The organism is Bacillus sp. AR8-1, assembly GCF_008042345.1.
Taxonomy (GTDB): domain Bacteria; phylum Bacillota; class Bacilli; order Bacillales; family Bacillaceae_G; genus Bacillus_A; species Bacillus_A cereus.
The window spans coordinates 103,521-126,594 of sequence record NZ_QNUB01000005.1; the positions used below are offsets into that span (position 1 = coordinate 103,521).

The following is a 23,074-nucleotide window of genomic DNA, read 5'->3' on the forward strand; positions in this document are numbered from 1 at the left end:
TTAAGTACGATTATGTACTTAACACTTTTTTATATGTTCATAAAAAAGTCTGCACTTGCAAGCGATTCCATCGCGTCTTGCGCCGTAATAATATAAAACAAATTGACCACATATTATATTTTAGGTTATAATTCAGAAAGTTTAAAAAATAATCCGATGAGAAATAGGGAGGTTATGAGGGTAATGGAGAGAGTCTATAATTTTTCAGCAGGACCATCAATACTCCCTTTGCCAGTTTTAGAGAAAGTGCAAAAGGAGCTATTAAATTATAACGGGACAGGCATGTCTATTATGGAAATGAGTCATCGATCTTCTTATTTTCAAAGTATTATAGAGGAAGCGAGTAACTTACTTCGTGAATTAATGAGCATCCCTGATGAGTATGATATTTTATTTTTACAAGGCGGTGCGTCATTACAATTCTCTATGATACCGTTGAACTTAATGAATACGTATAAAAAAGCTGGATACGTACTAACTGGCTCATGGTCTAAAAAGGCATTGCAAGAAGCCGAAAAAGTTGGGGAAGTACAAGTGATTGCTTCTTCCGAGCAAGAGAAGTTTACTACGATTCCTAAACTGGACGGTTTATTAAGTGATGAAAAACTAGATTATGTACATATTACAACGAATAATACAATTGAAGGGACAAAATATGTGGAAATTCCACATGTAGAAAGAGTGCCGCTCGTTGCGGATATGTCCTCAAATATTTTATCAGAGAGATATGATGTTTCGAAGTTTGTTCTTATATATGCCGGGGCGCAAAAGAATTTAGGACCTGCGGGTTTAACGATTGCTATTATAAAAAGAGATTTAATTGGGGGAGCAGATCGCTCTTGTCCGACAATGTTAAATTATGAAACTTACAGTAAAAATAACTCCTTATATAATACACCGCCATCCTTTAGTATTTACGTAACAAAACTTGTACTAGAGTGGTTGAAAGAGCAAGGCGGAGTATCTGCGATTGAAGAACAAAATAAAATGAAATCTTCACTTATTTATCATTTTTTAGATGAATCTAAATTATTTACTTCACCAGTTGACCCTGCGTATCGATCACTTATGAACATTCCATTTACAACACCGTCAGAAGAACTTAACAATGAGTTTTTACAAAAGGCGAAGGAACGCGGTTTCGTTACGCTAAAAGGACATCGCTCAGTCGGCGGTATGCGTGCAAGTATTTACAATGCGATGCCAGTGGAAGGTGTAAAACAATTAGTAGATTATATGAAGGAATTTGAGCTTGAGAATAGATAGGGAGATGGGGATATGTTTCGTGTTCAAACGTTAAATCAAATTGCAGAAAAAGGTTTACAAGTTTTTACTGAAGAACGTTATGAAGTAGGGGATAAAATCAATCACCCAGATGGGATTTTGCTTCGTAGCTACTCTTTACATCAAGAAGAGTTTTCAAAAGACTTAAAGGCGATTGCAAGAGCTGGCGCTGGTGTAAATAATATTCCTGTCGAGCGATGTACAGAAAAAGGAATTGTAGTATTTAACACGCCGGGGGCAAATGCAAACGCTGTAAAGGAACTCATTATTGCCAGTCTTATTATGTCTTCACGTAACATTATTAATGGTGTAAGTTGGACGAAAAACTTAGAGGGTGAAGAAGTACCACAGCTTGTTGAATCAGGAAAAAAACAATTTGTTGGATCAGAAATTGCAGGGAAACGTCTAGGTGTTATCGGACTTGGCGCAATTGGTGCTTTAGTTGCGAACGATGCGTTAGCATTAGGGATGGATGTTATCGGATATGATCCTTATATTTCAGTTGAAACAGCTTGGCGTCTTTCTACACATGTGCAAAGAGCATTTAGCCTTGATGAAATTTTTGCAACGTGTGATTATATTACACTGCATATTCCTCTTACGAATCAAACGAAGGGGATTATTGGGGAACACGCTGTAGAGAAGATGAAAAGAGGGATGCGTCTATTTAATTTCTCTAGAGGAGAACTTGTAGATGAAAAGGTTCTTCAAAAAGCATTAGAAGAAGATATTATTACACATTACGTAACGGACTTCCCAAATGAAAATGTAATAAAGATGAAAAATGTAACAGCGACGCCTCACCTTGGTGCATCTACGTCTGAATCAGAAGAAAATTGTGCAGTAATGGCAGCACGTCAATTACGTGAATATTTAGAGACAGGAAATATTCGTAATTCAGTAAACTATCCAAACGTAGAATTGCCGTATATCGGAAAGAAACGAATTACAATTATGCATCAAAACGTTCCAAACATGGTAGGACAAATTACAGGATGTTTAGCAGAACATCATATTAATATTGCCGATATGATTAATCGTAGTAGACATTCTTGGGCATACACAATGATTGATATCGATAACGGAATTGATGATATAATAAAAGAGAATATTGTAGAAAATATAAGCAAAATTACAGGTGTTGTAGCCGTTCGAATGATTGTGTAAAGGAGAGAGGAATGTGGCAAAAATACGACCGTTTCGGGCCATTCGTCCAGTAGAGGAAAAAGCGGCACAAGTGGCAGCTTTACCGTATGACGTATTAAATAGTGAAGAGGCAAGGGAAGTTGTAAAAGGGAATCCATATTCTTTCTTGCATGTTGATAAAGCAGAAATTGATTTAGATCCTGAACTGTCACCGTATGATGATCGCGTGTATGAAAAAGCGGGCGACAATTTAAAGCAATTTATACGAGAAGAAGTGTTCATACAAGATGAAGAGCCAGCGCTATATATTTATGAACTGACGATGCAAGGAAGAACGCAGTCAGGCCTTGTCGTTTGTACATCTATTGATGAGTATGAAGATGATACAATTAAAAAACATGAAAGAACACGTCATGAAAAAGAGCTAGATCGTATTCGCCACGTAGATGTGTGTGACGCAAATACAGGTCCGATTTTTTTAACGTACCGTACAAAAGATGAAGTAAAGCATTTAATTAGGAGCTGGAAAGAAGAACATACGCCAATTTATACATTTACAGCAGAAGACGGTGTTAAGCATGTTGTGTGGAAGATTGTAGATGAAGATGTAATTACGACTTTAGTAAACGCATTTGAAGATATTCCTAATCTTTATATTGCAGACGGGCATCACCGTTCTGCATCAGCTGCAAAAGTAGGACTTATGCGAAGAGAACAATATCCAAATTACACAGGAGAAGAGGAATTTAATTTCTTCTTATCCGTTCTATTCCCTCATGATGAATTATCGATTTGGGATTATAACCGAGTTGTGAAAGATTTAAATGGCTTATCAGAGGAACAGTTTTTAAATCAAATTACGCAGTACTTTTATGTAGAAGAAGCAACTGTTTCTCCGTATAAACCAAATGAGCCCAAATCATTTGGTATGTATGTAAATGAGAAGTGGTATAAGCTTACTGTGAAAGAGGAAACGTTTGATGCGAATGATCTTGTTAGAGGTTTAGATGTATCTATCCTGCAAGATCATTTATTAAGCCAAGTGCTTGAAATACATGATCCGCGATCTGATTCACGCATCGACTTTGTCGGAGGAATCCGTGGATTAGAAGAACTAGAACGTCTTGTAAATAGCGGTGAATATAAAGTGGCGTTTTCACTATATCCGACATCAATGGAAGCTTTATTAGCAATCGCAGATGCCGGAGAAGTCATGCCGCCAAAATCAACGTGGTTTGAACCGAAACTGCGTAGCGGGTTGTTTGTACATTCTTTAAAATAAATAGACTTCTTTAGTTAGAAAAACCGAAATGATTTTTAGTTTCGGTTTTTCTTATTTTACAAGTGTTTTTGAGGAGGGGGATTAATGAAATTGCAAGTAGGCGAAAAAATCAACTTTGAACGAACTTTTACGAAAGAGGATGTTGCGTTATTTACAGAAGTATCGAAAGATGAAGGCGTTCATCATGTTACACCAGATGAGCAGGGAAGATTTGTTGTACAAGGGCTGTTAACATCAACATTGCCTACAAAAATTGGCGGTGATTATAACGTACTAGCTCGCAAAATGGATTTTGAATTTTTACGTCCTGTTTTTAGCGGCGATACGATTCGTTGTGACGTAACTATTGAACAATTTGAGCCTGATGAAAAAAATCGTACAAAAATTATTGCGACGTTTATATGTAGGAATCAACTTGAAAAGGAAGTTATGAAGGGGAGTTTTTCGGGGATTATTCTTTAATTAGTAAAAAAAGAAATGAATAGGTGGGGGCATGATGTCTCTAGGGCGTAGATTTTTAATTCCCCCATGAAGAAAATTTTATGCATTGCTGAATACTGATAATATACTCTGTTCATTTTTAACTTGAATAAACTCGTCAACAAAAAGGACATTCCTAGTATTACAAGAAATGTCCTTTCCACTAAATTATAAGGTATTTTGCTGAAATTCAAACTCTAAAATTAGTTTACTAGTTTGACCTGTAAACTGATAATTATAGGATCCTCTCAGGTTTTCTAAGTTACCGGTAGCTTTAATAATTGTTCCTGGGGAATCTAAATTTCCTTTATCAAATATTCCTTGCTCTAGAGCTGTAAATGTTCCTTGTTGCCCCTTATAAATCCCTTCAAAGTGTAAAAATCGAGAAATTTTAGCAGTAGCTAAGTGACCATCATTTATATTTGAGTCTAAATAATATAATAAGTATTCAACAAAAGCCTTTCCTTTTAATTCCCCATCAATATCATATTCGACATGAGCAATATTAATAGGGAAATCTTTTTTATTATCATCGATTGGTTTTTCATCCCACTTACTTACTGTAAATGTTACTTCCATACACGTAATCTCCCTCCAATTATATACTTTTAAAAAGTACCAATTCACAGACATATCTCATAGGAGTGTTTTTATTCATTCCACGCCACTTTCCAAAATAGAGAAAGATTCATTTTCACAATTAATTTCTGCCATTGCACCGTAAGGCAAAATAAACTTCGGTTCAGTATGGCCAAAATTTAAATTATAAAGAATCGGCAAATCTTCTAAGTTATGTTCCTTCATAACCTGCAATATTTCCTGTTTATATTCTTCATAGTATTGTTCATCTTTCGGTTTACCAAAAATGATTCCTTTTGTTTTTTGCAGAATACCTTGTGCTGCATAATTTCGTAACCAATATTTTATATAACTTGGTTCTGGATGATCTTCAGAAGTTTCAAAGAAGAGAATACTATTCTCCCAATGTTTTTTCTCAGGCCAAAGTTCCGTTCCTTTTGCAAATTCCAATACTTCAATACAACCACCAATTAAGCGCCCCTGTACAGTGGTAGAGCCTTGAAGTAGCTCATATCCATTGTTTTGCTGCATCGTACGTCTTGTATCCTTATTTATTTCAATCCATTCTAAATGCTCACTTGTCCATTCATAAGCTGGTTGAATCTCTCCAATCGTTTCATTTGAAAAGAGAGTACGATTTACCATTTCAATTGTATATGGATCCATCTCTACATTTTCGGCAAAGTCGGTCAAAATTGCTGGACCGTATAAAGAGGAAAGCCCTGCTTTATGGCAAAATAAATGTGAAATAGTAACGTCAGAGTACCCCATAAAAATTTTCGGGTTTTCGCGTATCACATTAAAATCTATATAGGGAAGTAACCGGATGCTATCTTCACCGCCAATATTCGCGATAATTGCTTTCACGCGTGTATCTTTAAATGCTGTCATTATATCTTCCGCACGATCCTCTGGATTGTTATAAAGGTATTCGCTACCTTTTAAGCTATTTGGCATTGGGATAACCGTAAGACTAAAAACTTCTTCTAATCTTTTTACTCCTTGTTCATATCGCCATCTTATTTCAGAATCACCTGCACCGCCCCATGAAGGACTTACTGTTGCTACGATATCTCCTGGCTGTAATCTCTTTGGCTTTATTAACATATGAATCCCGCTCCTATATAATTTAATGAACTACGGCTATACAAACCGTAGAGTTGAAGAACATTGTACATGACATTAGTTTCTCCGCCTTCAATAAGTTCACCTGCTGTAATTTGAGAATTTAGTATTAGTGCTGAATATAGGAATAATCTACAAATATTTTTTGCTAAAATTTATATTTGAAAATCACAGTATGCATCATTGCATAAGAAAGATGGTTGCTATTTTCTATAACCTGTAACTATAATGATTACAGGTTGGTCGATACCAATCAAAAAAATAAAATCATCATGAATGGAGATGTTACATATGGGTATGAAAAAAATAATTTTAGCAGGTGCTTTAGGGATCGCAGCATTATCAGGAACAAATGTACCAGGATTAGAACTAACAAAAGCAAGTGCAGCTTCTATTGAATCGAATTTCTCGACGTTAGAAGGACGAGTAGTAGAAGTAGATAACGGTGTGATTGTTGTAAAATCTAAGCAATATGAGGAACCTGTTAGTGTGTATATTGATTCACTTTCAAACGTGAAAGTAGGAGATGAAGTAAAAGCTATTGGATCTATGATGCGTAATTTTACAGAATATATGGTTGCAACTGCAGTTGAAAATACAACAAACAAGTTAGGTATGCACATGAAAGAAGATGGCTCGCCCGATTATGTAATTGGAGAAGTATCAAAAGTAGGAACGATGGAAGATGAGGGAGACGGTGCTACTAAATATGTTGTAGTTGAGTATCCATCGCTAAACGGGAAGAAAGATATTATTGATGTTTTCTTAACAAAGGGACAAGTATTTAATGTGGGTGAGAAAGTAAAAATTGATATGAAGTATGTAGGCTGGGGCGGTAGTTCTATTAACTGGAACACAGTTGACCATATTGAAAAAGTTCATGAAGCAAAGACGAACGTTGAAAATAATGATAATGTATGGATTTGGTCTTAATAAGGCGAGTATAAGTCGTTATTTGCAATTTTCTCCAAACAATACATGTACAAACTAAATGTATCATGCAGTACCCATCTAATTATCATTGCGTATGACAATTAGGTGGGTACTTTTTTATTTGAAATTTGTGCAAGTCAATGTTCAGCATTTCTTTTTAAGAGTAAATTACGGATGAAATCAAAACTTTATTTGCAGTACATAATAAATAATGTTGATTTTTTATCTTATATTAAAATAAAAACAAACCACTGTTCGATTTGAATATTCCACGATATAATAGTGAGAGTTTATGGCAGAATAAATATTTACATAAGAAGTGAGGTACTGTATGAAAAAAAGAACGACAGACATTATTTTTATTATTATCGGTGCATTTCTTTTTGCGTTAGGTGTCAATTTGTTTGTTATCCCGAATGAGTTTGGTGAGGGCGGGGTAACAGGTATCACGATTATTACGTACTATTTATTTGAATGGTCACCGGGTTTAGTTAACTTAATTTTAAATGCGATTTTGTTAATAGCCGGTTATAAATTTTTAAATAAGATTACAACAATTTATACAATCATTGCTGTAGTTACAAACTCACTATTTCTTCATTTGACAGAAGGTTGGACGATCGCTTCGGATGAAATGCTCGTAAATGCCATTTTCGGAGGAATATTTATTGGATGCGGGATTGGTCTAATCATTCGTGTTGGCGGAACAACTGCAGGTACTACCATCTTAGCAAGGATGACACATAAATATTTAGGATGGAGCATTAGCTACGGTCTACTGTTCTTCGATTTAATTGTTGCGTTTTCATCGTATTTCATCATTGGTGCAGAAAAACTGATGATAACAATTATTATGTTATATGTAGCAACGAAAGTGATGGAGTTTGTAATTGAAGGTTTAAATCCGAAGAAAGCCATTACGATTATTTCTGATAATCCGAATGAAATTGCCGGGAAGGTAACTACCTTAATGGGCAGAGGGGTTACTGTGTACTCAGGTCATGGCTATTACACGAAAACTCCGAAGGAAATTCTTTATGTTGTTATTAATAAGCAAGAAGTAGTGAAGCTAAAACGGATTGTTCAAACTACAGATCCGGCTGCGTTCATCGCTATACACGATGTTCGTGACGTATTTGGAGAAGGATTCGTTGATATTTCTAAAGCATAGAAATTATTTTTCATTAAAATAATCTTAATACTAAAACGTAAGAATCTATTTTGAATAATCTTTTTTCAAAATAGATTCTTTTTCTTTTTCTTGCAAAAAATTCAATTGTTTCTTAATGTAGTGATGTAGAAGGATGAACGAGAGAGGGTTTAATGAAGATGATACATATTTTATTAGCTGATGACGATAAACATATTAGAGAGTTGTTGCATTATCATTTACAAAAAGAGGGATTTCAAGTTTTTGAGGCGGAAGATGGAAAGGTAGCGCAAGACGTATTAGAGAAGGAAAATATTCATCTTGCGATCGTAGACATTATGATGCCATTTGTTGATGGCTATACGTTATGTGAAGAAATACGGAAGTATCATGATATTCCTGTTATTTTATTAACTGCGAAAGACCAGTTAGTGGATAAAGAAAAAGGCTTCATTTCTGGTACAGACGATTATATTGTGAAACCATTTGAACCAGCTGAAGTGATTTTTCGTATGAAAGCTTTATTACGTCGTTATCAAATGCTGAGTGCAGATATTATTACGTTGCACGGAACGACAATTGATCGAAAAGGTGTGGAAGTAAAGTGTAACGGTCAAACAATTTTGCTTCCTTTAAAGGAATTTGAGCTATTATCACAACTTGCTAGTTATCCTGGAAGAACATTTTCAAGAGAAGAATTAATTGAATTAGTATGGGGAATGGATTTTGAGGGAGATGAACGAACAGTTGATGTTCATGTGAAGCGACTACGAGATCGTTTCTCAAGACGAACGGATGATTTTCAAATTACGACAGTGCGCGGCCTTGGGTATAAGTTGGAGTTGAAATAAGATGAAATCACTATATTCTAGATTTGTATTTATGACGGTCGGCATTATGCTACTTAGTAGTATTATCGGCTTTTTATTAACGAACGTATATTATCAAGTGAAGTTAAAACCGTATAACAGTGAAAAGATTTTAAAGTATGCTGAAGAAGTTAAATCGTTATATGAAAAGCAAAGTGAAGAAAATCAAGAGGCGTACTTACATTCTATCGCAAAGTTAGGGTATGAAATTTATATTGTCGATGATCAAAAGAATGGAAAGCGTATTGGCAATGCGTTTCGTAAGACGTCTATTAGCGATGCTACTGTTCATAAAGTATTGCAAGGAGAAACGTTTAATGGTGTTTCCACCTATCCAACTCGTCTCTTTATTACAGGGTTTTTCGATAATGAATTAATTAATAGCGTCGGTGTACCAGTGCAACACGGTGATAAACAGTACGCTTTATTTATTCGTCCTGACATTCAGAACCAATTTGGCGAAATGCGAATTTTCTTAGCGGTATTACTTGGGTTTATCGTACTATTAAGTATTATTTTTATAGCGATTGCAGCAGGTTATATCGTTCGCCCAATCCGTAAATTTACGAAGGCTACGCAAAAAATTGCGAGTGGGGAATATAAAATTGAATTAGACGTAAAACGAAAAGATGAAATAGGAACGTTATCTACGAGCTTCCAAAAGATGACGAAAAGTATTAAAGAACTAGATGAAATGAGACAAGAATTCGTTTCGAACGTTTCACATGAATTTCAGTCGCCGCTTTCTTCTATACAAGGTTTTTCGAAGACGTTGCAAACAGAAAAGATGAGCGTGGAAGAAAGAAACCATTACTTACAAATTATTGAGGGTGAAAGTAAGCGAATGTCTAGTTTATGTAAACAGTTACTCACGCTTGCATCACTAGATAAAGAAGAGAAAGTTCTACAAATAAAAGAATTCAATTTGCAGAAGCAAATTAAAGACGTTATTTTTATGCTCGAATGGAAATGGCGTGAAAAAGATATCGCTGTTGAATTTGATGTGCCAGATATCACTATAAAAGGTGATGAAAACTTACTTCATCAAGTATGGAGTAATATCTTTACGAATAGCATTAAGTTTTCAAACGATGGTGGAACGATTGAGTTTTTCGTGGAAGAGTTAGAGTCTAGTGTCATTATCTCTATATCCGATAACGGAATCGGAATGGAAAAAGAAGAGATGGAACGTATTTTTGATCGTTTTTACAAAGTAGATACAGCAAGGGCAAGAAACGTAGAAGGTAGCGGTTTAGGATTATCAATCGTGCAGAAGATTGTTGAACTGCATAACGGAAACGTTTCGGTATATAGCACGAAAGGGGAAGGGACGACTGTTCGGGTGGAGCTTCCGAAATAGATGTAAGGGAAGAGGCTGTTTGGAGCGGCCTCTTCTTTTTTGATCGTTAGTATACATGTAAAGTGAAAAAATGTGAGTCATTTTAATTACATAATCGGATGAGTTTGTGGAGTGAGATTAGCAGGAAGTTTATTTGAACATGTAGAATCCCTACAGAGTTATAAGGGTCTGATGAGAACTGTAACTATTTAGGGGGAGATTATTTTGAAACGAATTGACTTGTTATTAAACGTACTAGATTCAACATTCGATAAAGAGAGTTGGTATGCACCGTTTAAACATGCTATAGAAGGACTTACAGCTGAACAGGCTATGTGGAAACCAGCTGGAGAGATAACGAATACCATTTGGGAGAATGTTAATCATCTCACTTATTACAAAGAAAGACTTGCAGCAAACTTGGAAGGACGTGAATGGACACATAATCTTGACGGTAATGACACCTTTTATCTTACTAAGCAATCTAATAATGATACGGAATGGAAGAAAGTCGTTGAACGTTCTGAAAATGCTCAACGTAATTTAAGACAGGTATTGAGTGCAATTTCTGAAAAAGAGCTTGAACAAAATTCACTTGAGGGGAAATTACTGGATATCATGCTTCATGATGCCTATCATACGGGCCAAATTATTCAATTAAGGAAAATGCAGGGGGCATGGCCATCAAAGCGTTAACGGCACCTTTTAGTTGGTGCTATTGTTGAATAAATTTTAGATATTCAAACGACTTCATTGTTATATTTTTAGTGAAGTATTTTACATCCAAAATGAAATAATTATATTTTTAACCCCGTCCCCAATTTAGAACGGGGTTATGTTTGTTCTGTTATAAAGCCGCACCTTTCCCGCACTCTTCTTTAAACCGAAGCTCAAAAGTATCCGCTGTAATTTCATCAGCTTTTGGAAAAGCCCGTAATTTCGGATGAAGTAGCCATACGAGGGAAATGAATAAAATCCCAATGCTAGCAAGCGCGAAAATAAGTTGGCTACTATATACATTCGCAGTGTATCCGCCAATTAAAGAGCCGAGCGGCATAGCAATTGTGCCCATGCTCCGTGTGACTGAATTGATGCGCCCAAGATATTGGTTTGGAATTACAATTTGACCAATTGTCGCAAATAATATGTTGGTCGCACCAATTGGTATCCAAGCTAAGCCGAATAAAAAAATGGATAACCATTGAAATGGTACAATCGTAGAGAGAAACCAAAAGAAAGCGCCAGTTGCGAAGCTAATAATGGAGACACGGCCAACATTATGTTTACCAACCCATGAACTGAATAGTGCTCCAATTAAACAACCGGCTGAGATAGCGGCTAAAAAGAACCCATATAATTTTACACCGCCTAAAGAATCAGCGAAAGAAGGGAGTATGGCCATCGTCATACCGATTGAAAAATTAGCGACAACGGAACCGATTAAGAAGACGCCCATTAAGGAACGAAAGACGATTGAAAACCCTTCTTTTAAATCAGTGAAATATTGCTTAGTTGAAAGTACTGTGTTTGCTTCGGTTTGTTTTGGCATTTTCAATGAAAAGAACAAAAGGGCAGTAATCGCGAATGTAAAGGAGTCGATTACATATAAAGTAATGGCGCCAAATAGTGCTACTAATATTCCAGAAAGAGTCGTACAAATTAAATCAATGCCTTGATATGCAAATGAGAAGAGTGAATTTCCTTTTAATAATTGTGTTTTATGCAGTAGAAGTGGTAAAGCTTTTGATTGTGCGGGATAGGCGAATTGTTCAATAAAGGCTACGACTGGCATGATGATGAGTAGTAGGTGGACTGTTAGTAGGTCGAAGTAGTGTGTAATAGGAATGATTAAAATAAGAATGCATTGCAAAACTTGTGTGATGACGAGGGTGTTTTTAATGGACCATCTATCAACGAATGGACCAGTAAGAAATTGTAGTGCAGAAGGTAATAACGTAAGGGAACCAGCCAATCCAGAATAAAAAGGACTACCACTTAATTTGTATACGAGCCACATCGCGGCTACATAATACAAACTATCTCCTATGTTGGTGAAAATTCTTCCTAAAAATAATAAGAGGAAATTCCGGTTTTTTAATATGTCCACTTTATCTACTCCTTTATAATAAATTTATTCGGTAAAATAAATTTGACCGTTTATGTAAAAAAAATCGTATTACGATTTTTCTTCTTTTTTAATAAATTGCTGCATTGTTCTCTCAGCGATTTGAAGTGCAGTAGTAGAAATATAATAAGGTTTACTATTCGGATCTTTATCTGCACCTTTTGTAATTTCGTTTAATTCAGCCATCAATTGATGAAACTTTTTCACCCACACTTGAAATTGTTCTGGCGTAGCATCAAATTCCCAGCAGGATGAAACGTAATTCCACTTAGCTGGATCTTCACTTGCATTTCGTAATGTAAAAGCTTCTTCTGGTGCAGCGAGAATTTGGCTTTTCGTTCTTTCTATCATTTGTAAAAAGATTTGGCGACCTGATTCGCTTAATATTTCTAAATGAGGTAATAGATCTGTAGCAGGGGTGAAGCCTTTAGCGACAGATTGATAAAACTTTTGAATAATCCCATTCTTTTCTTCTGTATAAACGATCTCTATAAGACTATTCTTTTCTAATTCTTTTAAATGATAATGAATTTTCGCCCTTGAAATGCCGAATTTCTCAGAGAGTAATTGTCCAGTATAAGGACGTTCGCATAGACGTATCATCATTTCGGCACGTAGTGGATCGCTTAATGCTTTTAGTTGGCTATAAGTAGTTAGTGTTAATACGGGCTTCAACATGATCAACTCCTTGAATTAAATTACTCGGTCAATATTATTTGACTGAATTGTATCAAGGATTCTATTTATTTTCAATACTTTCAGAAAATTTATTTTTTTACTCTGTAATCTTCTGTTCATATTCCGTTCATATTTCTTTTTTATGATTAGTGCATAGAAAGAAAGAGGAAGGAGCGAGCGAAATGTTTTTAGCTCTGCGCGAATTGAAACAATCAAAATTAAGATACGGATTAATCGGACTCATTATGGTGTTACTATCATTTTTAGTCCTTGTTATTTCAGGATTAGCAAATGGATTATCATATGATAATGCTTCATCGATTCAAAATATGGAGGCAAATAAGTTCGTTTTAGCAGATGATGCGGAAAATAAATTACTTCGTTCACAAATTAAGAAAGACGATGTAGATAATGTAGTAAGTCAAGTAGGCGAGAAAGAGGCAGTTCCGTTTCGTGTGAAAGTTTCAACATATGAAAAGAAAGATAGTTCGAAAAAGGTTGATATCGCTATTTTTTCAAGTGAACGCGATTCATTTTTAGAACCGAACATTGTAAAAGGTGAGAAATTAGGTACAGCAAATAATGAAATGGTTGCTGATGAATCAATTAAAGAAAAAGGAATCGATATTGGGGATACAATTATCGATCCTGTTTCAAAGAAAGAATTTACAATCGTCGGATTTACGAAAGATCAAATGTTTAGCCATACACCAGTCGTTTATGTAAATGAAGACGTATGGGGATCTATTTCACAACCAAACCAAAAAGATTATAGTGCAATTGCACTTAACACAGATAAAGAAATTAAAAATGCTCACGTTATCGATAAAAAAGAAGTACTGCAAAGTATTCCAGGATTTAAAGAAGAGCAAGGAACTTTAACGATGATCATTGCGTTCTTACTTGTGATCGCTGCGTTATTAATCGGTGTATTCTTCTATGTTATTACACTACAAAAAACACAGCAATTAGGTGTATTAAAAGCAATTGGTACGAAGAACTCGTATTTAGCAAATAGTTTAGTCGTACAGGCGTTATTCTTATCAGTCGTTGCGATGGTAATTAGTATCGTTCTTGTACAAGGGTTAGAACAAATTTTACCAGCAGGTATGCCGTTCTTATTAACAACACCGATGATTGCACAATACGCAGCAATCTTTATCGTAATTAGTATTTTAGGAACACTTATTTCGTTATACCAAGTATTAAAAGTTGATGCATTAGAAGCAATTGGAGGCGGGATGTAATGACTTCATTATTGAAATTAGACAAAGTAAGTAAAGTGTACGGAGAAGGGAATACGGAAGTAACAGCCCTTCATCCGATGTCGCTTGATGTGAAAGCTGGAGAATTTATCGGAATCGTTGGTCCTTCTGGATCAGGGAAAAGTACGTTGTTATCGATCGCGGGTGCTTTATTATCACCGTCAAAAGGAGATATTTACATTCGTGAGCAAAATATTACGAAGTTATCGGAAAAGGAAATGACAGACATTCGTTTGAAAAAAATCGGCTTCATTTTCCAGTTCGCAAATCTCGTTCCATATTTAAATGTGAAAGAACAATTGCTTTACATTGCAAAGCTTAAAAAAGAAAACAAACAAGAATCAGAAAAGCGTGCGGATCATTTATTAGCAGCATTTGGATTAGGAGAAAGAAAAAATCATTATCCAAATCAACTATCTGGTGGGGAAAAACAAAGGGTAGCAATTGCTCGTGCGTTCATGAACAACCCAGATTTAATATTAGCGGATGAGCCAACGGCAAGCTTAGACTCAAAACGCGCACGTGAAGTTGTTGAAATGATGAAACGTGAAGTGAAAGAGAGCCAAAAAGCAGCAATTATGATTACACATGATGAAAGAATGCTTGATGTATGTGATCGTATATTGACGCTTCGAGATGGACAGTTAATATAAAAAAAGGAAAACCGTACCTGTATGTGCGGTTTTCCTTTTTTTAATGGATTTATTTAGAGAATAACGTTTTAATTTTATTACGAGTAAGTAATAAAATCCCGCCTAATACAGATAGCATTCCTAGAGCCATATTGTTTGATTGCTCGCTACCAGCGTTAGGAAGTTCTTTAGCGTTATTGTTTTTAGTACCATTATCTGTTTGCGTTTGTTTAGACTGTGATACTTCATTAATCTTGTTATCAACATTTTGCTTCGTTGTATGTAACTCAGCTAATTTGTCGTCAATTTTTTTCTCAGTATGCTTAAAGTCGTTGATTTTAATATCTAAGTCTTGTTTTTTCTTTGTTAAATCGTCTGAAACAGTTTGTTTCGATTGTTTAATTTCGTTAATTTTATTTAGTAAATCTTCTCTAGCCTTTTGTAATTCAGCTAGTTTGTTTTTTACATCTTGTTTAGCTAGTTCTAAGTTAGCGGAAAGACTGTCTAAATTGCCTTTAATTTTCTTAAGTTCCTCTAACGTGTTACCAGTATTCGGCTTGTTTTCTTTTAGTTCAGCGAGTTTGTCTTCAGCAGTTTGTTTCGCTTTCTTTAACTCAGCTAATTTTTCATCTACTTGTTTTTTAACTTCCTTAAGTTCATTAACCTTTTGATCAATGTTCTCTTTATGTTGCTTCATTTCATTCACTTTTTCATCGACAGTTTGTTTATGTTCTTTAATCTCATTCACTTTGTTATCGATATTTTGTTTATGCTCTTTTACTTCAGCAACTTTATCTTCTACTTGTTTTTTATGCTCTTTAATTTCAGCGATTTTATCTTCGGCGATTTGTTTGTCTTGCTGAAGTTTTGCATCTAACTCTTGTTTATGTTGTTTAATCTCGTTAATTTTTTCATCAGCAACTTGTTTACGTTCATGTAGTTCATTCACCTTAGTATCAACATTTTCCTTAACTTTGTTAAGTTCATTTAATGTTTGATCCACGTTTTCTTTGTGTTGCTGTAATTTCGCATCTAACTCTTGTTTATGTTGCTTAATTTCAGCTAATCGATCTCCCGTACTTTGCTGAGGAGTAGCATCATTTACTTCCGCATGAGCAGAGTTCGCGCCAGCAATCATTGCTAAAGCTAGTGTAGACGCAGCAATTGTTTGTTTTGTTTTCATATTTTTGTACCTCTTTTCTTTCATATGCATGAGCTGTTTTGTGTAAAATTGAGCATATAGAAGTAGATTCTTCCATCATTATATACCATCTGCGCCGTCTAGAGGAAGTATTTGCATAATAATCTATGATTATGTAATTTTTATAGTCTCTTATTTTGGAGTAGGGGAGAACTCTTTAGCAAGATGGACAATTTTTAATATAGTAGAGTTTACATCCTTACTGTTACGAATAACAAACAAATAATCAGCTTCATTTTCTATAGGATCTACTACATCATCGTGAAGTAATTCAGTTTGTTGTCGATCAAGTACTTCTTTGAAACTAGAATAGCCACCTCTAAAAATATTCGTATTTCGCGTGCTTCTAGCCACTCTTTCGTAAAGTACATCATCTGGAATGGCAAAATGAACGAGTATGCGTACATATTCATTCTGTGGAAATAATTCGTTTAGTAAATAGAATCTTCCGTTTTTACTGCGATTGGAATTACAAATAATAAGGTGTAAATTTGAATGTTCTTTCGCATAATCAACAATGAATTTTGAAAGACCGTGCTTAAATGTATTAGGGCCTTTAGCCGGCTGTAATTTTTCGTAATGCGTGTTAATAAATTCAGCTTGATTATCTTGATCCATAACGAAAGAGTGGGGTAACTCTTTTTCTAATGCTCTTGCAAATGTAGTTTTTCCACTGTGTGTTTTTCCAACTGTAATGATGACTAATCTTTTCATGACGCCCTCCATTTGTGTTGTTATGAACTGGAATATTCGGTGTAGATCGAAATCTTCCTGCTAGAGATTACACAAATTATTGGAGCGTTAGTAGGCTGAAAACTTGACAAAAAAACTTATTTATGCTATAATTTACCAATATAAAAATAAGGTGTATAATAGGGTTCTCCTGGCCAGGGGAACCCTATTTTTGTTGTGAAAATGAAGGAGAGTGTATGTGCGTGAAACAAGGTGAAGCAAGTGTAACGTCGTTAGTATCGGCTTTCAGCAGAGTATATCATAGTGACTTTGATAATTCTAAAATCTTTGATGATTATGTAGCTAAAGATTTCATTTCACAAAAAGAACGTAACGATATTGAAACGAACATGGTTAAAGGGATACACTTTTTCAATAAAGATATCGCAGAGCAGTTTCAAGACAATCCAAAAGAAATATTAAAATGGATTACACAAGTTCAGTTATCACCAACACCTTTAGCACGTGCGGCATATTGTGAAAGAGTATTCCTACATGAAATTACATTAGGAGCGAAACAATACGTCATACTCGGTGCAGGCTTAGATACGTTCAGTCTTAGACACCGAGAATTAGAAAATAAAATAGAAATATTTGAAGTGGATCATCCTTCTACGCAAGCGTCTAAGAAGGAAAGAATAAAAGAAGCAGAACTTGAAGTTCCAAATAACCTTCATTTTGTTTCAATGGATTTTACGAAAGAATTTTTCTATGAACAGTTACGCAATGAAGGATTTGAAAATAAAAAGACTTTCTTTAGTCTTTTAGGTGTTTCGTATTATTTAACAAAAGAAGAGCTTTCTAGTTTAATAGAATGTTTATTCGCTATGGTTCCAGAAGGGAGTTCTATCGTTTTCGATTATCCCGATGAAAACTTATTTACGGAAAAGGGACTGTCCAATCGAGTTGAAAATATGGTGAAAATGGCTGAGGTAGGCGGAGAACCGATGAAATCATGTTATTCTTATGCCGAAATGGAAGCACTGTTAGAGAAGGTGGGCTTACTTATTTATGAGCATTTATCACCAGAGGACATAAATACATTATATTTTGAAGGAAGAAATGATTATTTGAAAGCTTTTGAGACGGTGCATTATGTACATGCGGTGAAAAGGTAAGAAATTAGTAGGCATGGAGAGGAATCTCTGTGTCTTTTTTTATAAAAAAGGAAATGAGCTGTAGTGGTGGAAAATATAATTATAAATATATAATATATATAAATTAATGTTTTGTAGAAACTAAAGGAAAGGGGAAATAGAAGATGTTGAAATTACGAGGAAAATACAATGAAGCGAAAGTGTATACTACGAATGTAGAAGAAACGGCAGCAGGTCAAATTATTGATCTTTGTAACCAAGAATTCGTAAAGGATAGCAAGATTCGTATTATGCCAGATACACATGCGGGCGCAGGTTGTACGATTGGGACAACAATGACAATTCAAGATAAGATTGTTCCTAATTTAGTCGGGGTTAACTAATTGGCTCAGACTTTAAACTACTCACTCAATTGACTGGGAACCCTAACGATAAAAGGCGAGGGCAATCAGCAGCCAGTGGTTATGGTGACATAATCGAATGGTTCAGAGACTTGTACCATGTTAGCAGACTAAGGTACAGAATTATTCCTCATCCATTTTGAATTGAAGAGGAATAATTAATACGGTGAGCCTACAGTAGAGACTGCATATCTCGATGACTGTAGAGAAGGTATAGTCCACTCTTTCAGGAAACTGAGAGGTAAGTACGATATTGGTTGTGGCATGGAAGTTGTTATGATTAATAAGAAAAAAGAGGAAATCAACTTCGATCGCTTAGACGAAACGATACGTAAATTTGTCCCAAGTGGTTTTCGTATTCGAGATAAGGAACATAGATTTTCAAAAATGATTGATTTTGATAGTGTAAGAGCCCCGTTTACATTGCAACGTGCTCAAAAAAGTATTGGTACACTTGGCGGGGGCAATCATTTTGTCGAACTGAATGAGGATGATAAAGGAAATGTATACATTGTCATTCATAGTGGTTCGCGTAATTTAGGGAAACAGGTAGCAGAGTATTATCAAAACTTTGCTTACGAGCAACTTATAAACGTTAAATCTATTAAAGAAGAAATCATTGAACGTTTAACGAAAGAAGGTAGACAACAAGAAATACATGAAGCTTTACGTGAAATTAAGAAACCGGTGATTCGCAAAGAATTAGCTTATTTAGAAGGACAAGGATTTAAAGATTACATGAATGATATGAAAATTGCTCAAAAATATGCGGAGTTAAATCGTAAAGCAATGATTGATGAAATCGTCACTAAAATGGATTGGAAAGTAACAGATCAATTCACTACAATCCATAACTACATCGATATGGACAATATGATTCTACGAAAAGGTGCTATTTCAGCTCAGAAAGATGAACGAGTAATCATTCCAATTAATATGAGAGACGGTTCTATCATTGCATTTGGTAAAGGGAATCCAGATTGGAACTTTTCTGGCCCGCATGGAGCAGGGCGTATTATGAGTCGTAAGAAGGCGAAAGAATTACTTAACTTAGAGAATTTTCAAAATACAATGACAGAGGTTTGGACTACATCTGTTGCAGAAAGTACTTTAGATGAAGCACCAATGGTATATAAGCCAATGGATGAGATTGTTGAGAATACAAAGGACACAATTGATATTAAACATATTATTAAGCCACTTTATAATTTTAAGGCTAATTAAAAGAGGAGTAACGTTTATTAAATGAAGAGAACTTGAAAAGAGAGCGTATTTTGTGGCGGTTATATAACAAAGATTAAAAAGACAACATATCAAACGAAGAGATTCATCATATTCATTTACATTTATGTAATGTTAAAGACTAGAAAGCTAGATTGGCGCGAATTACTAATTGTGGAGTGTGAAAAAAAGACAAAATCTCTTAAAAAACACTTAATTTTTTATTCCATCTATCTTTACAATCCCTCCTTATAATGTGAATTGGACAAGCACCTAAGAGAAAGCAGAACATGTCAGTTTGTACATTCTATTATTAGGGGGAGAATTTGTATGAAAAAGACAGTTGCTTCGTTAGCAGTTATGGCGGCATTATTATCGACGTTTTCAGTGCATGCGGAAGGGAAAGAGCAAGTCCGAAAATCAGCTACAACTTTTAACGTTATTAGTGACATTCAAGGTGATTTAGGAGATTTTGATCATGTATTAAAAGATATGAATAAAGTAACGCCACTTTCTAGAGCGCTTATTATGAATGGGGATATAACGCCGACTGGACAACAGTCACAATATGATGATGTAAAGCGTGTGTTAAATAAAAATAAGCATCCAGAAAATGTATGGTCTACTGTTGGGAATCATGAGTTTTATGCTGGTAAATGGACAGAAGATGGGAAACTCTCTCAAAGTACATGGCCAAATGGTGTAACTGAGGAAACTTTATTTAACCGCTATCTGAAATTTAGTGGACAAGAAAAGGTATATCATAAAAAAGAATTAGACGGTTATCCGCTTCTATTTTTAGGAACTGAAAAATATATGCAATACCACGATTCAAAAATGTGGGATGAAGTATATATGAGTGATGAGCAATTAGGTTGGTTAAAACAAAATTTAGAAGAGTACAGTCAAAAAGATAAAAATAAGCCAATCTTCATTTTCTCTCATCACGTTTTACCTGATACAGTATCTGGATCAAGACAATCACCATATTTACAAGATTATTTAAACGTCGATAAATTGTACGATATATTAAAAGACTATCCGCAAGTTGTTTTCTTCACGAGCCATACGCATTGGGATTTAAACTTACCTGACTGGGCTGGTAAAAAGAAAATTAAAGGCGGAGATGAAAAAGGTTTCACTGTTGTAAATACGGGCGGGATTGAAACAGGTTGGATGTCAGCAGGACCAAATGGAGGAGAGAAAACTGCTCCAGATGGCTATTCATTTAAACAAGGGTTACAAGTGAAAGCATATGGTAACGATGTAATTGTGACAGCTTACGATTACAAACGTGATAAGGATATAAAGAAGTTATTAATTAGTGATTCAAAAATTGCGCAGATGGCACCAAATGTAACGGCAAATGATCGTAAAAATATAATTGTCGGTGCAAATGAATATATGGAGTATTCTATAGAAGGAACGAATGAGTGGCATACGTATAGTCAAGCAAATCCTCCGAAATTTGATGGAGATAAAGTCGTATACGTACGCCATAAAGGTGAAATGAATTTAGAGCCGGGATTAACGCAGTTACTTCGTTTTTCGGTAAATAAGTGATTGGAGGGAGTCCACATTTGAATGTGTGGGCTCTTTTTTGTTGATGAGAAAGGGGGTGCCTGTCTGTCGTTTTTTGTCGATAGATCGATATATTAAGAAAATCGTTGATATATGGCAAGTTACAATCGATATATTTGAAAAATCGTTAATATATTGTAAGTAATGAACGATATATTTAAAAAATCGTTGATATAAATTTCATGTACCGAATTTTAATATATTTTTAACCCAGAAAGATGACTTCACCATTTTTACATGTAATAATAGTAACGTTACATATATTGTGAAAGAAGTACAAAAGGAGCGTTACAATGAATTTAGCTAAATTCCCGAGAAAAAAATATACAGAATCATATACACCAATTGAAAAGTTAAACAATTTTTCAGAAGCACTTGGTGGCCCGACTATTTATTTTAAACGAGATGATTTACTTGGTTTAACAGCCGGTGGTAATAAGACGAGAAAGTTAGAATTTTTAGTTGCGGATGCACAGGAAAAGGGTGCAGATACGTTAATTACAGCTGGTGGTATTCAGTCAAATCATTGCCGCCTGACACTTGCTGCTGCAGTAAAAGAAAAAATGAAATGTATTCTTGTATTAGAGGAAGGGCTTGAGCCAGAAGAGAAGAGAGACTTTAACGGAAACTATTTCTTATATCACTTATTAGGTGCTGAAAACGTCATTGTTGTACCGAACGGAGCAGACCTGATGGAAGAGATGCATAAAGTAGCACAAGAAGTAAGTGAAAAAGGTAGTACACCATATGTAATTCCAGTTGGTGGATCAAACCCTACGGGCGCAATGGGATACGTTGCTTGTGCCCAAGAAATTATGGCGCAATCATTTGAGCAAGGAATTGATTTCAGTTCAGTTGTTTGCGTAAGCGGTAGCGCTGGTATGCATGCGGGTTTAATTACTGGTTTTTCTGGAACGCAAAGCCATATTCCTGTAATCGGGATTAACGTAAGTAGAGGAAAAGCTGAGCAAGAAGAGAAAGTAGCAAAACTTGTAGATGAAACTTCAGCACACGTTGGTATTCCAAACTTTATCCCGCGCGACGCTGTTACGTGCTTTGATGAATATGTAGGACAAGGCTATGCGTTACCAACGCCGGAAATGGTAGAGGCAGTTCAGTTACTTGCGAAAACAGAAGGTATTTTACTTGATCCAGTGTATACAGGTAAGGCAGTAGCGGGATTAATCGACTTAATTAGAAAAGGTAAATTTAATAAGGAAGACAATATTTTATTCGTACATTCAGGTGGTTCACCAGCTTTATATGCGAATACGTCTCTATTTGCGTAAGTGTAAAAAGCATTGGGTATCCAATGCTTTTTTTGTTATATACTGGAATTACCGAGAGGTAGGAGGATGATATGAATTCAAATTTAAAATGGATTATATATACGGCACTCGGCATTTCTATTCTATTAATCTTATTTGTGGCTTATGGGGTGTATTCTTATTTTACATTTTAAAAGCGTAATGGAAGTGAACTATTATATACACTAAAGGCGGAGAGCGCTATGCAAATTAGAAATTTGTATTTAGTCTTCAGCGTGATTTGTTTATTTGTAGTAACCAGCTGTTCAAATAATATAGGAAATCATAATCAAACAATCGAAGTGCAAAAACATGCTGGTGATAATCATTATGAGGATTTGAAGGTAATTACAGACAAGAATAAAGTATTGCAAGTAAAGAAAATATTAAATGATACTAACTTTGAAAATAAAAAGGTGGAAATGTCTCGTTCAGCTGATTATCAGTTTGTTTTTCAGTTTAAAAATCCGAAAATAGAAGCGAAAGCTGTTTTATATCAAATGTGGATTAGTCCTAATAAGGATAAAGTAGAAATAATGGCGGGGGATAATCAGTACGCTCAATTAGCAGAGAAAGACGCAGCTGCTTTTATGAAGATTGTTACTGGTGAGAAGTTAGCTGAATAAAAGTATATGGTAGATTTTGCT

General features: G+C 35.1%; 23 protein-coding genes. 17 read left to right on the forward strand and 6 right to left on the reverse strand.

The genetic code is table 11. From position 1 onward, the window contains the following. The first annotated feature begins 183 nt into the window (after positions 1–183). From serC to DN400_RS01920, 4 genes are all read left to right on the forward strand, one after another. Entirely contained in the window at positions 184–1,266 is a 1,083-nt protein-coding gene (gene serC, locus DN400_RS01905) for a 3-phosphoserine/phosphohydroxythreonine transaminase (protein WP_147801508.1), read from the forward strand. 12 nt (positions 1,267–1,278) lie between these two features. Further along, entirely contained in the window at positions 1,279–2,451 is a 1,173-nt protein-coding gene (locus DN400_RS01910; protein WP_147801509.1) for a 3-phosphoglycerate dehydrogenase family protein, read from the forward strand. A 13-nt stretch (positions 2,452–2,464) separates the two neighbouring features. Then, the gene (locus DN400_RS01915) at positions 2,465–3,712 is read left to right on the forward strand and encodes a DUF1015 domain-containing protein (RefSeq protein WP_001063081.1); all 1,248 of its coding nucleotides are present in this window, start codon (positions 2,465–2,467) and stop codon (positions 3,710–3,712) included. A gap of 84 nt (positions 3,713–3,796) precedes the next feature. Continuing rightward, positions 3,797–4,174: a MaoC family dehydratase gene (locus DN400_RS01920; protein ID WP_000776354.1), complete on the forward strand. Its 378-nt coding sequence runs from the start codon at positions 3,797–3,799 to the stop codon at positions 4,172–4,174. Positions 4,175–4,360: 186 nt separating this feature from the next. On the opposite strand, the gene DN400_RS01925 is transcribed toward DN400_RS01920, so the two are convergent. Together DN400_RS01925 and DN400_RS01930 are read right to left on the reverse strand one after the other, a co-directional pair. Continuing rightward, entirely contained in the window at positions 4,361–4,771 is a 411-nt protein-coding gene (locus DN400_RS01925; protein ID WP_147801510.1) for a DUF3224 domain-containing protein, read from the reverse strand. Positions 4,772–4,846: 75 nt separating this feature from the next. Further along, positions 4,847–5,878 carry a S66 family peptidase gene (locus DN400_RS01930; protein ID WP_147801511.1) on the reverse strand — a complete coding sequence of 344 codons (1,032 nt, stop codon included), beginning with the start codon at positions 5,876–5,878 and terminating at the stop codon, positions 4,847–4,849. Positions 5,879–6,187: 309 nt separating this feature from the next. Between DN400_RS01930 and DN400_RS01935 the strand changes: the two genes are divergently transcribed. From DN400_RS01935 to DN400_RS01955, 5 genes are all read left to right on the forward strand, one after another. Further along, positions 6,188–6,829: an ATP F0F1 synthase subunit alpha gene (locus DN400_RS01935; RefSeq protein ID WP_065229088.1), complete on the forward strand. Its 642-nt coding sequence runs from the start codon at positions 6,188–6,190 to the stop codon at positions 6,827–6,829. Between the two features lie 331 nt (positions 6,830–7,160). After that, on the forward strand, positions 7,161–8,000 hold the full coding sequence (locus DN400_RS01940; RefSeq protein WP_000747488.1) for a YitT family protein: 840 nt from the start codon (positions 7,161–7,163) through the stop codon (positions 7,998–8,000). A 152-nt stretch (positions 8,001–8,152) separates the two neighbouring features. Beyond that, positions 8,153–8,830, forward strand: a complete 678-nt coding sequence (locus DN400_RS01945) for a response regulator transcription factor (protein WP_016512569.1) — start codon at positions 8,153–8,155, stop codon at positions 8,828–8,830. Position 8,831: 1 nt separating this feature from the next. Further along, on the forward strand, positions 8,832–10,208 hold the full coding sequence (locus DN400_RS01950; protein ID WP_065229087.1) for a sensor histidine kinase: 1,377 nt from the start codon (positions 8,832–8,834) through the stop codon (positions 10,206–10,208). A gap of 204 nt (positions 10,209–10,412) precedes the next feature. After that, positions 10,413–10,883, forward strand: a complete 471-nt coding sequence (locus DN400_RS01955) for a DinB family protein (RefSeq protein ID WP_065229086.1) — start codon at positions 10,413–10,415, stop codon at positions 10,881–10,883. A 151-nt stretch (positions 10,884–11,034) separates the two neighbouring features. Here DN400_RS01955 and DN400_RS01960 read toward each other — a convergent pair whose 3' ends face one another. Next, positions 11,035–12,294 (reverse strand): MFS transporter, encoded by a 1,260-nt coding sequence (locus tag DN400_RS01960; protein ID WP_065229085.1) that lies wholly within the window; start codon positions 12,292–12,294, stop codon positions 11,035–11,037. Positions 12,295–12,363: 69 nt separating this feature from the next. Beyond that, entirely contained in the window at positions 12,364–12,987 is a 624-nt protein-coding gene (locus tag DN400_RS01965) for an ArsR/SmtB family transcription factor (protein ID WP_065229282.1), read from the reverse strand. A gap of 185 nt (positions 12,988–13,172) precedes the next feature. Here DN400_RS01965 and DN400_RS01970 point away from each other — a divergent pair, with 185 nt between their 5' ends. Both DN400_RS01970 and DN400_RS01975 read left to right on the forward strand, forming a co-directional pair. Beyond that, complete coding sequence (locus DN400_RS01970; RefSeq protein WP_000477773.1) at positions 13,173–14,237, forward strand: ABC transporter permease; 1,065 nt, start codon at positions 13,173–13,175, stop codon at positions 14,235–14,237. Then, positions 14,237–14,908, forward strand: a complete 672-nt coding sequence (locus DN400_RS01975; RefSeq protein ID WP_016512575.1) for an ABC transporter ATP-binding protein — start codon at positions 14,237–14,239, stop codon at positions 14,906–14,908. Before DN400_RS01970 ends, DN400_RS01975 begins: the two co-directional genes overlap by 1 nt. A 49-nt stretch (positions 14,909–14,957) precedes the next feature. On the opposite strand, the gene DN400_RS01980 is transcribed toward DN400_RS01975, so the two are convergent. Continuing rightward, positions 14,958–16,070: an LPXTG cell wall anchor domain-containing protein gene (locus DN400_RS01980; protein WP_065229084.1), complete on the reverse strand. Its 1,113-nt coding sequence runs from the start codon at positions 16,068–16,070 to the stop codon at positions 14,958–14,960. Positions 16,071–16,220: 150 nt separating this feature from the next. Further along, a complete protein-coding gene (locus tag DN400_RS01985; protein ID WP_098255893.1) occupies positions 16,221–16,802 on the reverse strand; it encodes an AAA family ATPase in 582 nt (193 codons plus the stop codon). A gap of 215 nt (positions 16,803–17,017) precedes the next feature. Here DN400_RS01985 and DN400_RS01990 point away from each other — a divergent pair, with 215 nt between their 5' ends. The 6 genes from DN400_RS01990 (at position 17,018) to DN400_RS02015 (ending at position 23,053) form a co-directional block, all read left to right on the forward strand. Next, positions 17,018–17,938, forward strand: a complete 921-nt coding sequence (locus DN400_RS01990; RefSeq protein ID WP_098211401.1) for a class I SAM-dependent methyltransferase — start codon at positions 17,018–17,020, stop codon at positions 17,936–17,938. Positions 17,939–18,081: 143 nt separating this feature from the next. Further along, positions 18,082–18,300 (forward strand): RtcB family protein, encoded by a 219-nt coding sequence (locus DN400_RS01995; protein WP_000916247.1) that lies wholly within the window; start codon positions 18,082–18,084, stop codon positions 18,298–18,300. A gap of 282 nt (positions 18,301–18,582) precedes the next feature. Beyond that, entirely contained in the window at positions 18,583–19,542 is a 960-nt protein-coding gene (locus tag DN400_RS02000; protein ID WP_147801512.1) for an RtcB family protein, read from the forward strand. Positions 19,543–19,869: 327 nt separating this feature from the next. Beyond that, positions 19,870–21,102 carry a DUF4073 domain-containing protein gene (locus DN400_RS02005; RefSeq protein ID WP_098255892.1) on the forward strand — a complete coding sequence of 411 codons (1,233 nt, stop codon included), beginning with the start codon at positions 19,870–19,872 and terminating at the stop codon, positions 21,100–21,102. Positions 21,103–21,413: 311 nt separating this feature from the next. Next, positions 21,414–22,409, forward strand: coding sequence for a D-cysteate sulfo-lyase (gene cuyA, locus DN400_RS02010; protein ID WP_147801513.1), 996 nt, complete (start codon positions 21,414–21,416; stop codon positions 22,407–22,409). Between the two features lie 221 nt (positions 22,410–22,630). Further along, positions 22,631–23,053 carry a YhfM domain-containing protein gene (locus DN400_RS02015; RefSeq protein ID WP_001167092.1) on the forward strand — a complete coding sequence of 141 codons (423 nt, stop codon included), beginning with the start codon at positions 22,631–22,633 and terminating at the stop codon, positions 23,051–23,053. Positions 23,054–23,074 lie beyond the last annotated feature (21 nt).

Coding starts and splice junctions, on each gene's coding strand:
- DN400_RS01985 (WP_098255893.1), bottom strand. CDS start 16,802: ATGAAAAGATTAGTCATCATTACAGTTGGAAAAACACACAGTGGAAAA.
- DN400_RS01980 (WP_065229084.1), bottom strand. CDS start 16,070: ATGAAAACAAAACAAACAATTGCTGCGTCTACACTAGCTTTAGCAATG.
- DN400_RS02005 (WP_098255892.1), top strand. CDS start 19,870: ATGAAAAAGACAGTTGCTTCGTTAGCAGTTATGGCGGCATTATTATCG.
- DN400_RS01930 (WP_147801511.1), bottom strand. CDS start 5,878: ATGTTAATAAAGCCAAAGAGATTACAGCCAGGAGATATCGTAGCAACA.
- DN400_RS02015 (WP_001167092.1), top strand. CDS start 22,631: ATGCAAATTAGAAATTTGTATTTAGTCTTCAGCGTGATTTGTTTATTT.
- DN400_RS01940 (WP_000747488.1), top strand. CDS start 7,161: ATGAAAAAAAGAACGACAGACATTATTTTTATTATTATCGGTGCATTT.
- serC (WP_147801508.1), top strand. CDS start 184: ATGGAGAGAGTCTATAATTTTTCAGCAGGACCATCAATACTCCCTTTG.
- DN400_RS01935 (WP_065229088.1), top strand. CDS start 6,188: ATGGGTATGAAAAAAATAATTTTAGCAGGTGCTTTAGGGATCGCAGCA.
- DN400_RS01910 (WP_147801509.1), top strand. CDS start 1,279: ATGTTTCGTGTTCAAACGTTAAATCAAATTGCAGAAAAAGGTTTACAA.
- DN400_RS01950 (WP_065229087.1), top strand. CDS start 8,832: ATGAAATCACTATATTCTAGATTTGTATTTATGACGGTCGGCATTATG.
- DN400_RS01925 (WP_147801510.1), bottom strand. CDS start 4,771: ATGGAAGTAACATTTACAGTAAGTAAGTGGGATGAAAAACCAATCGAT.
- DN400_RS01920 (WP_000776354.1), top strand. CDS start 3,797: ATGAAATTGCAAGTAGGCGAAAAAATCAACTTTGAACGAACTTTTACG.
- DN400_RS01990 (WP_098211401.1), top strand. CDS start 17,018: ATGTGCGTGAAACAAGGTGAAGCAAGTGTAACGTCGTTAGTATCGGCT.
- DN400_RS01975 (WP_016512575.1), top strand. CDS start 14,237: ATGACTTCATTATTGAAATTAGACAAAGTAAGTAAAGTGTACGGAGAA.
- DN400_RS02000 (WP_147801512.1), top strand. CDS start 18,583: ATGGAAGTTGTTATGATTAATAAGAAAAAAGAGGAAATCAACTTCGAT.
- DN400_RS01995 (WP_000916247.1), top strand. CDS start 18,082: ATGTTGAAATTACGAGGAAAATACAATGAAGCGAAAGTGTATACTACG.
- cuyA (WP_147801513.1), top strand. CDS start 21,414: ATGAATTTAGCTAAATTCCCGAGAAAAAAATATACAGAATCATATACA.
- DN400_RS01970 (WP_000477773.1), top strand. CDS start 13,173: ATGTTTTTAGCTCTGCGCGAATTGAAACAATCAAAATTAAGATACGGA.
- DN400_RS01945 (WP_016512569.1), top strand. CDS start 8,153: ATGAAGATGATACATATTTTATTAGCTGATGACGATAAACATATTAGA.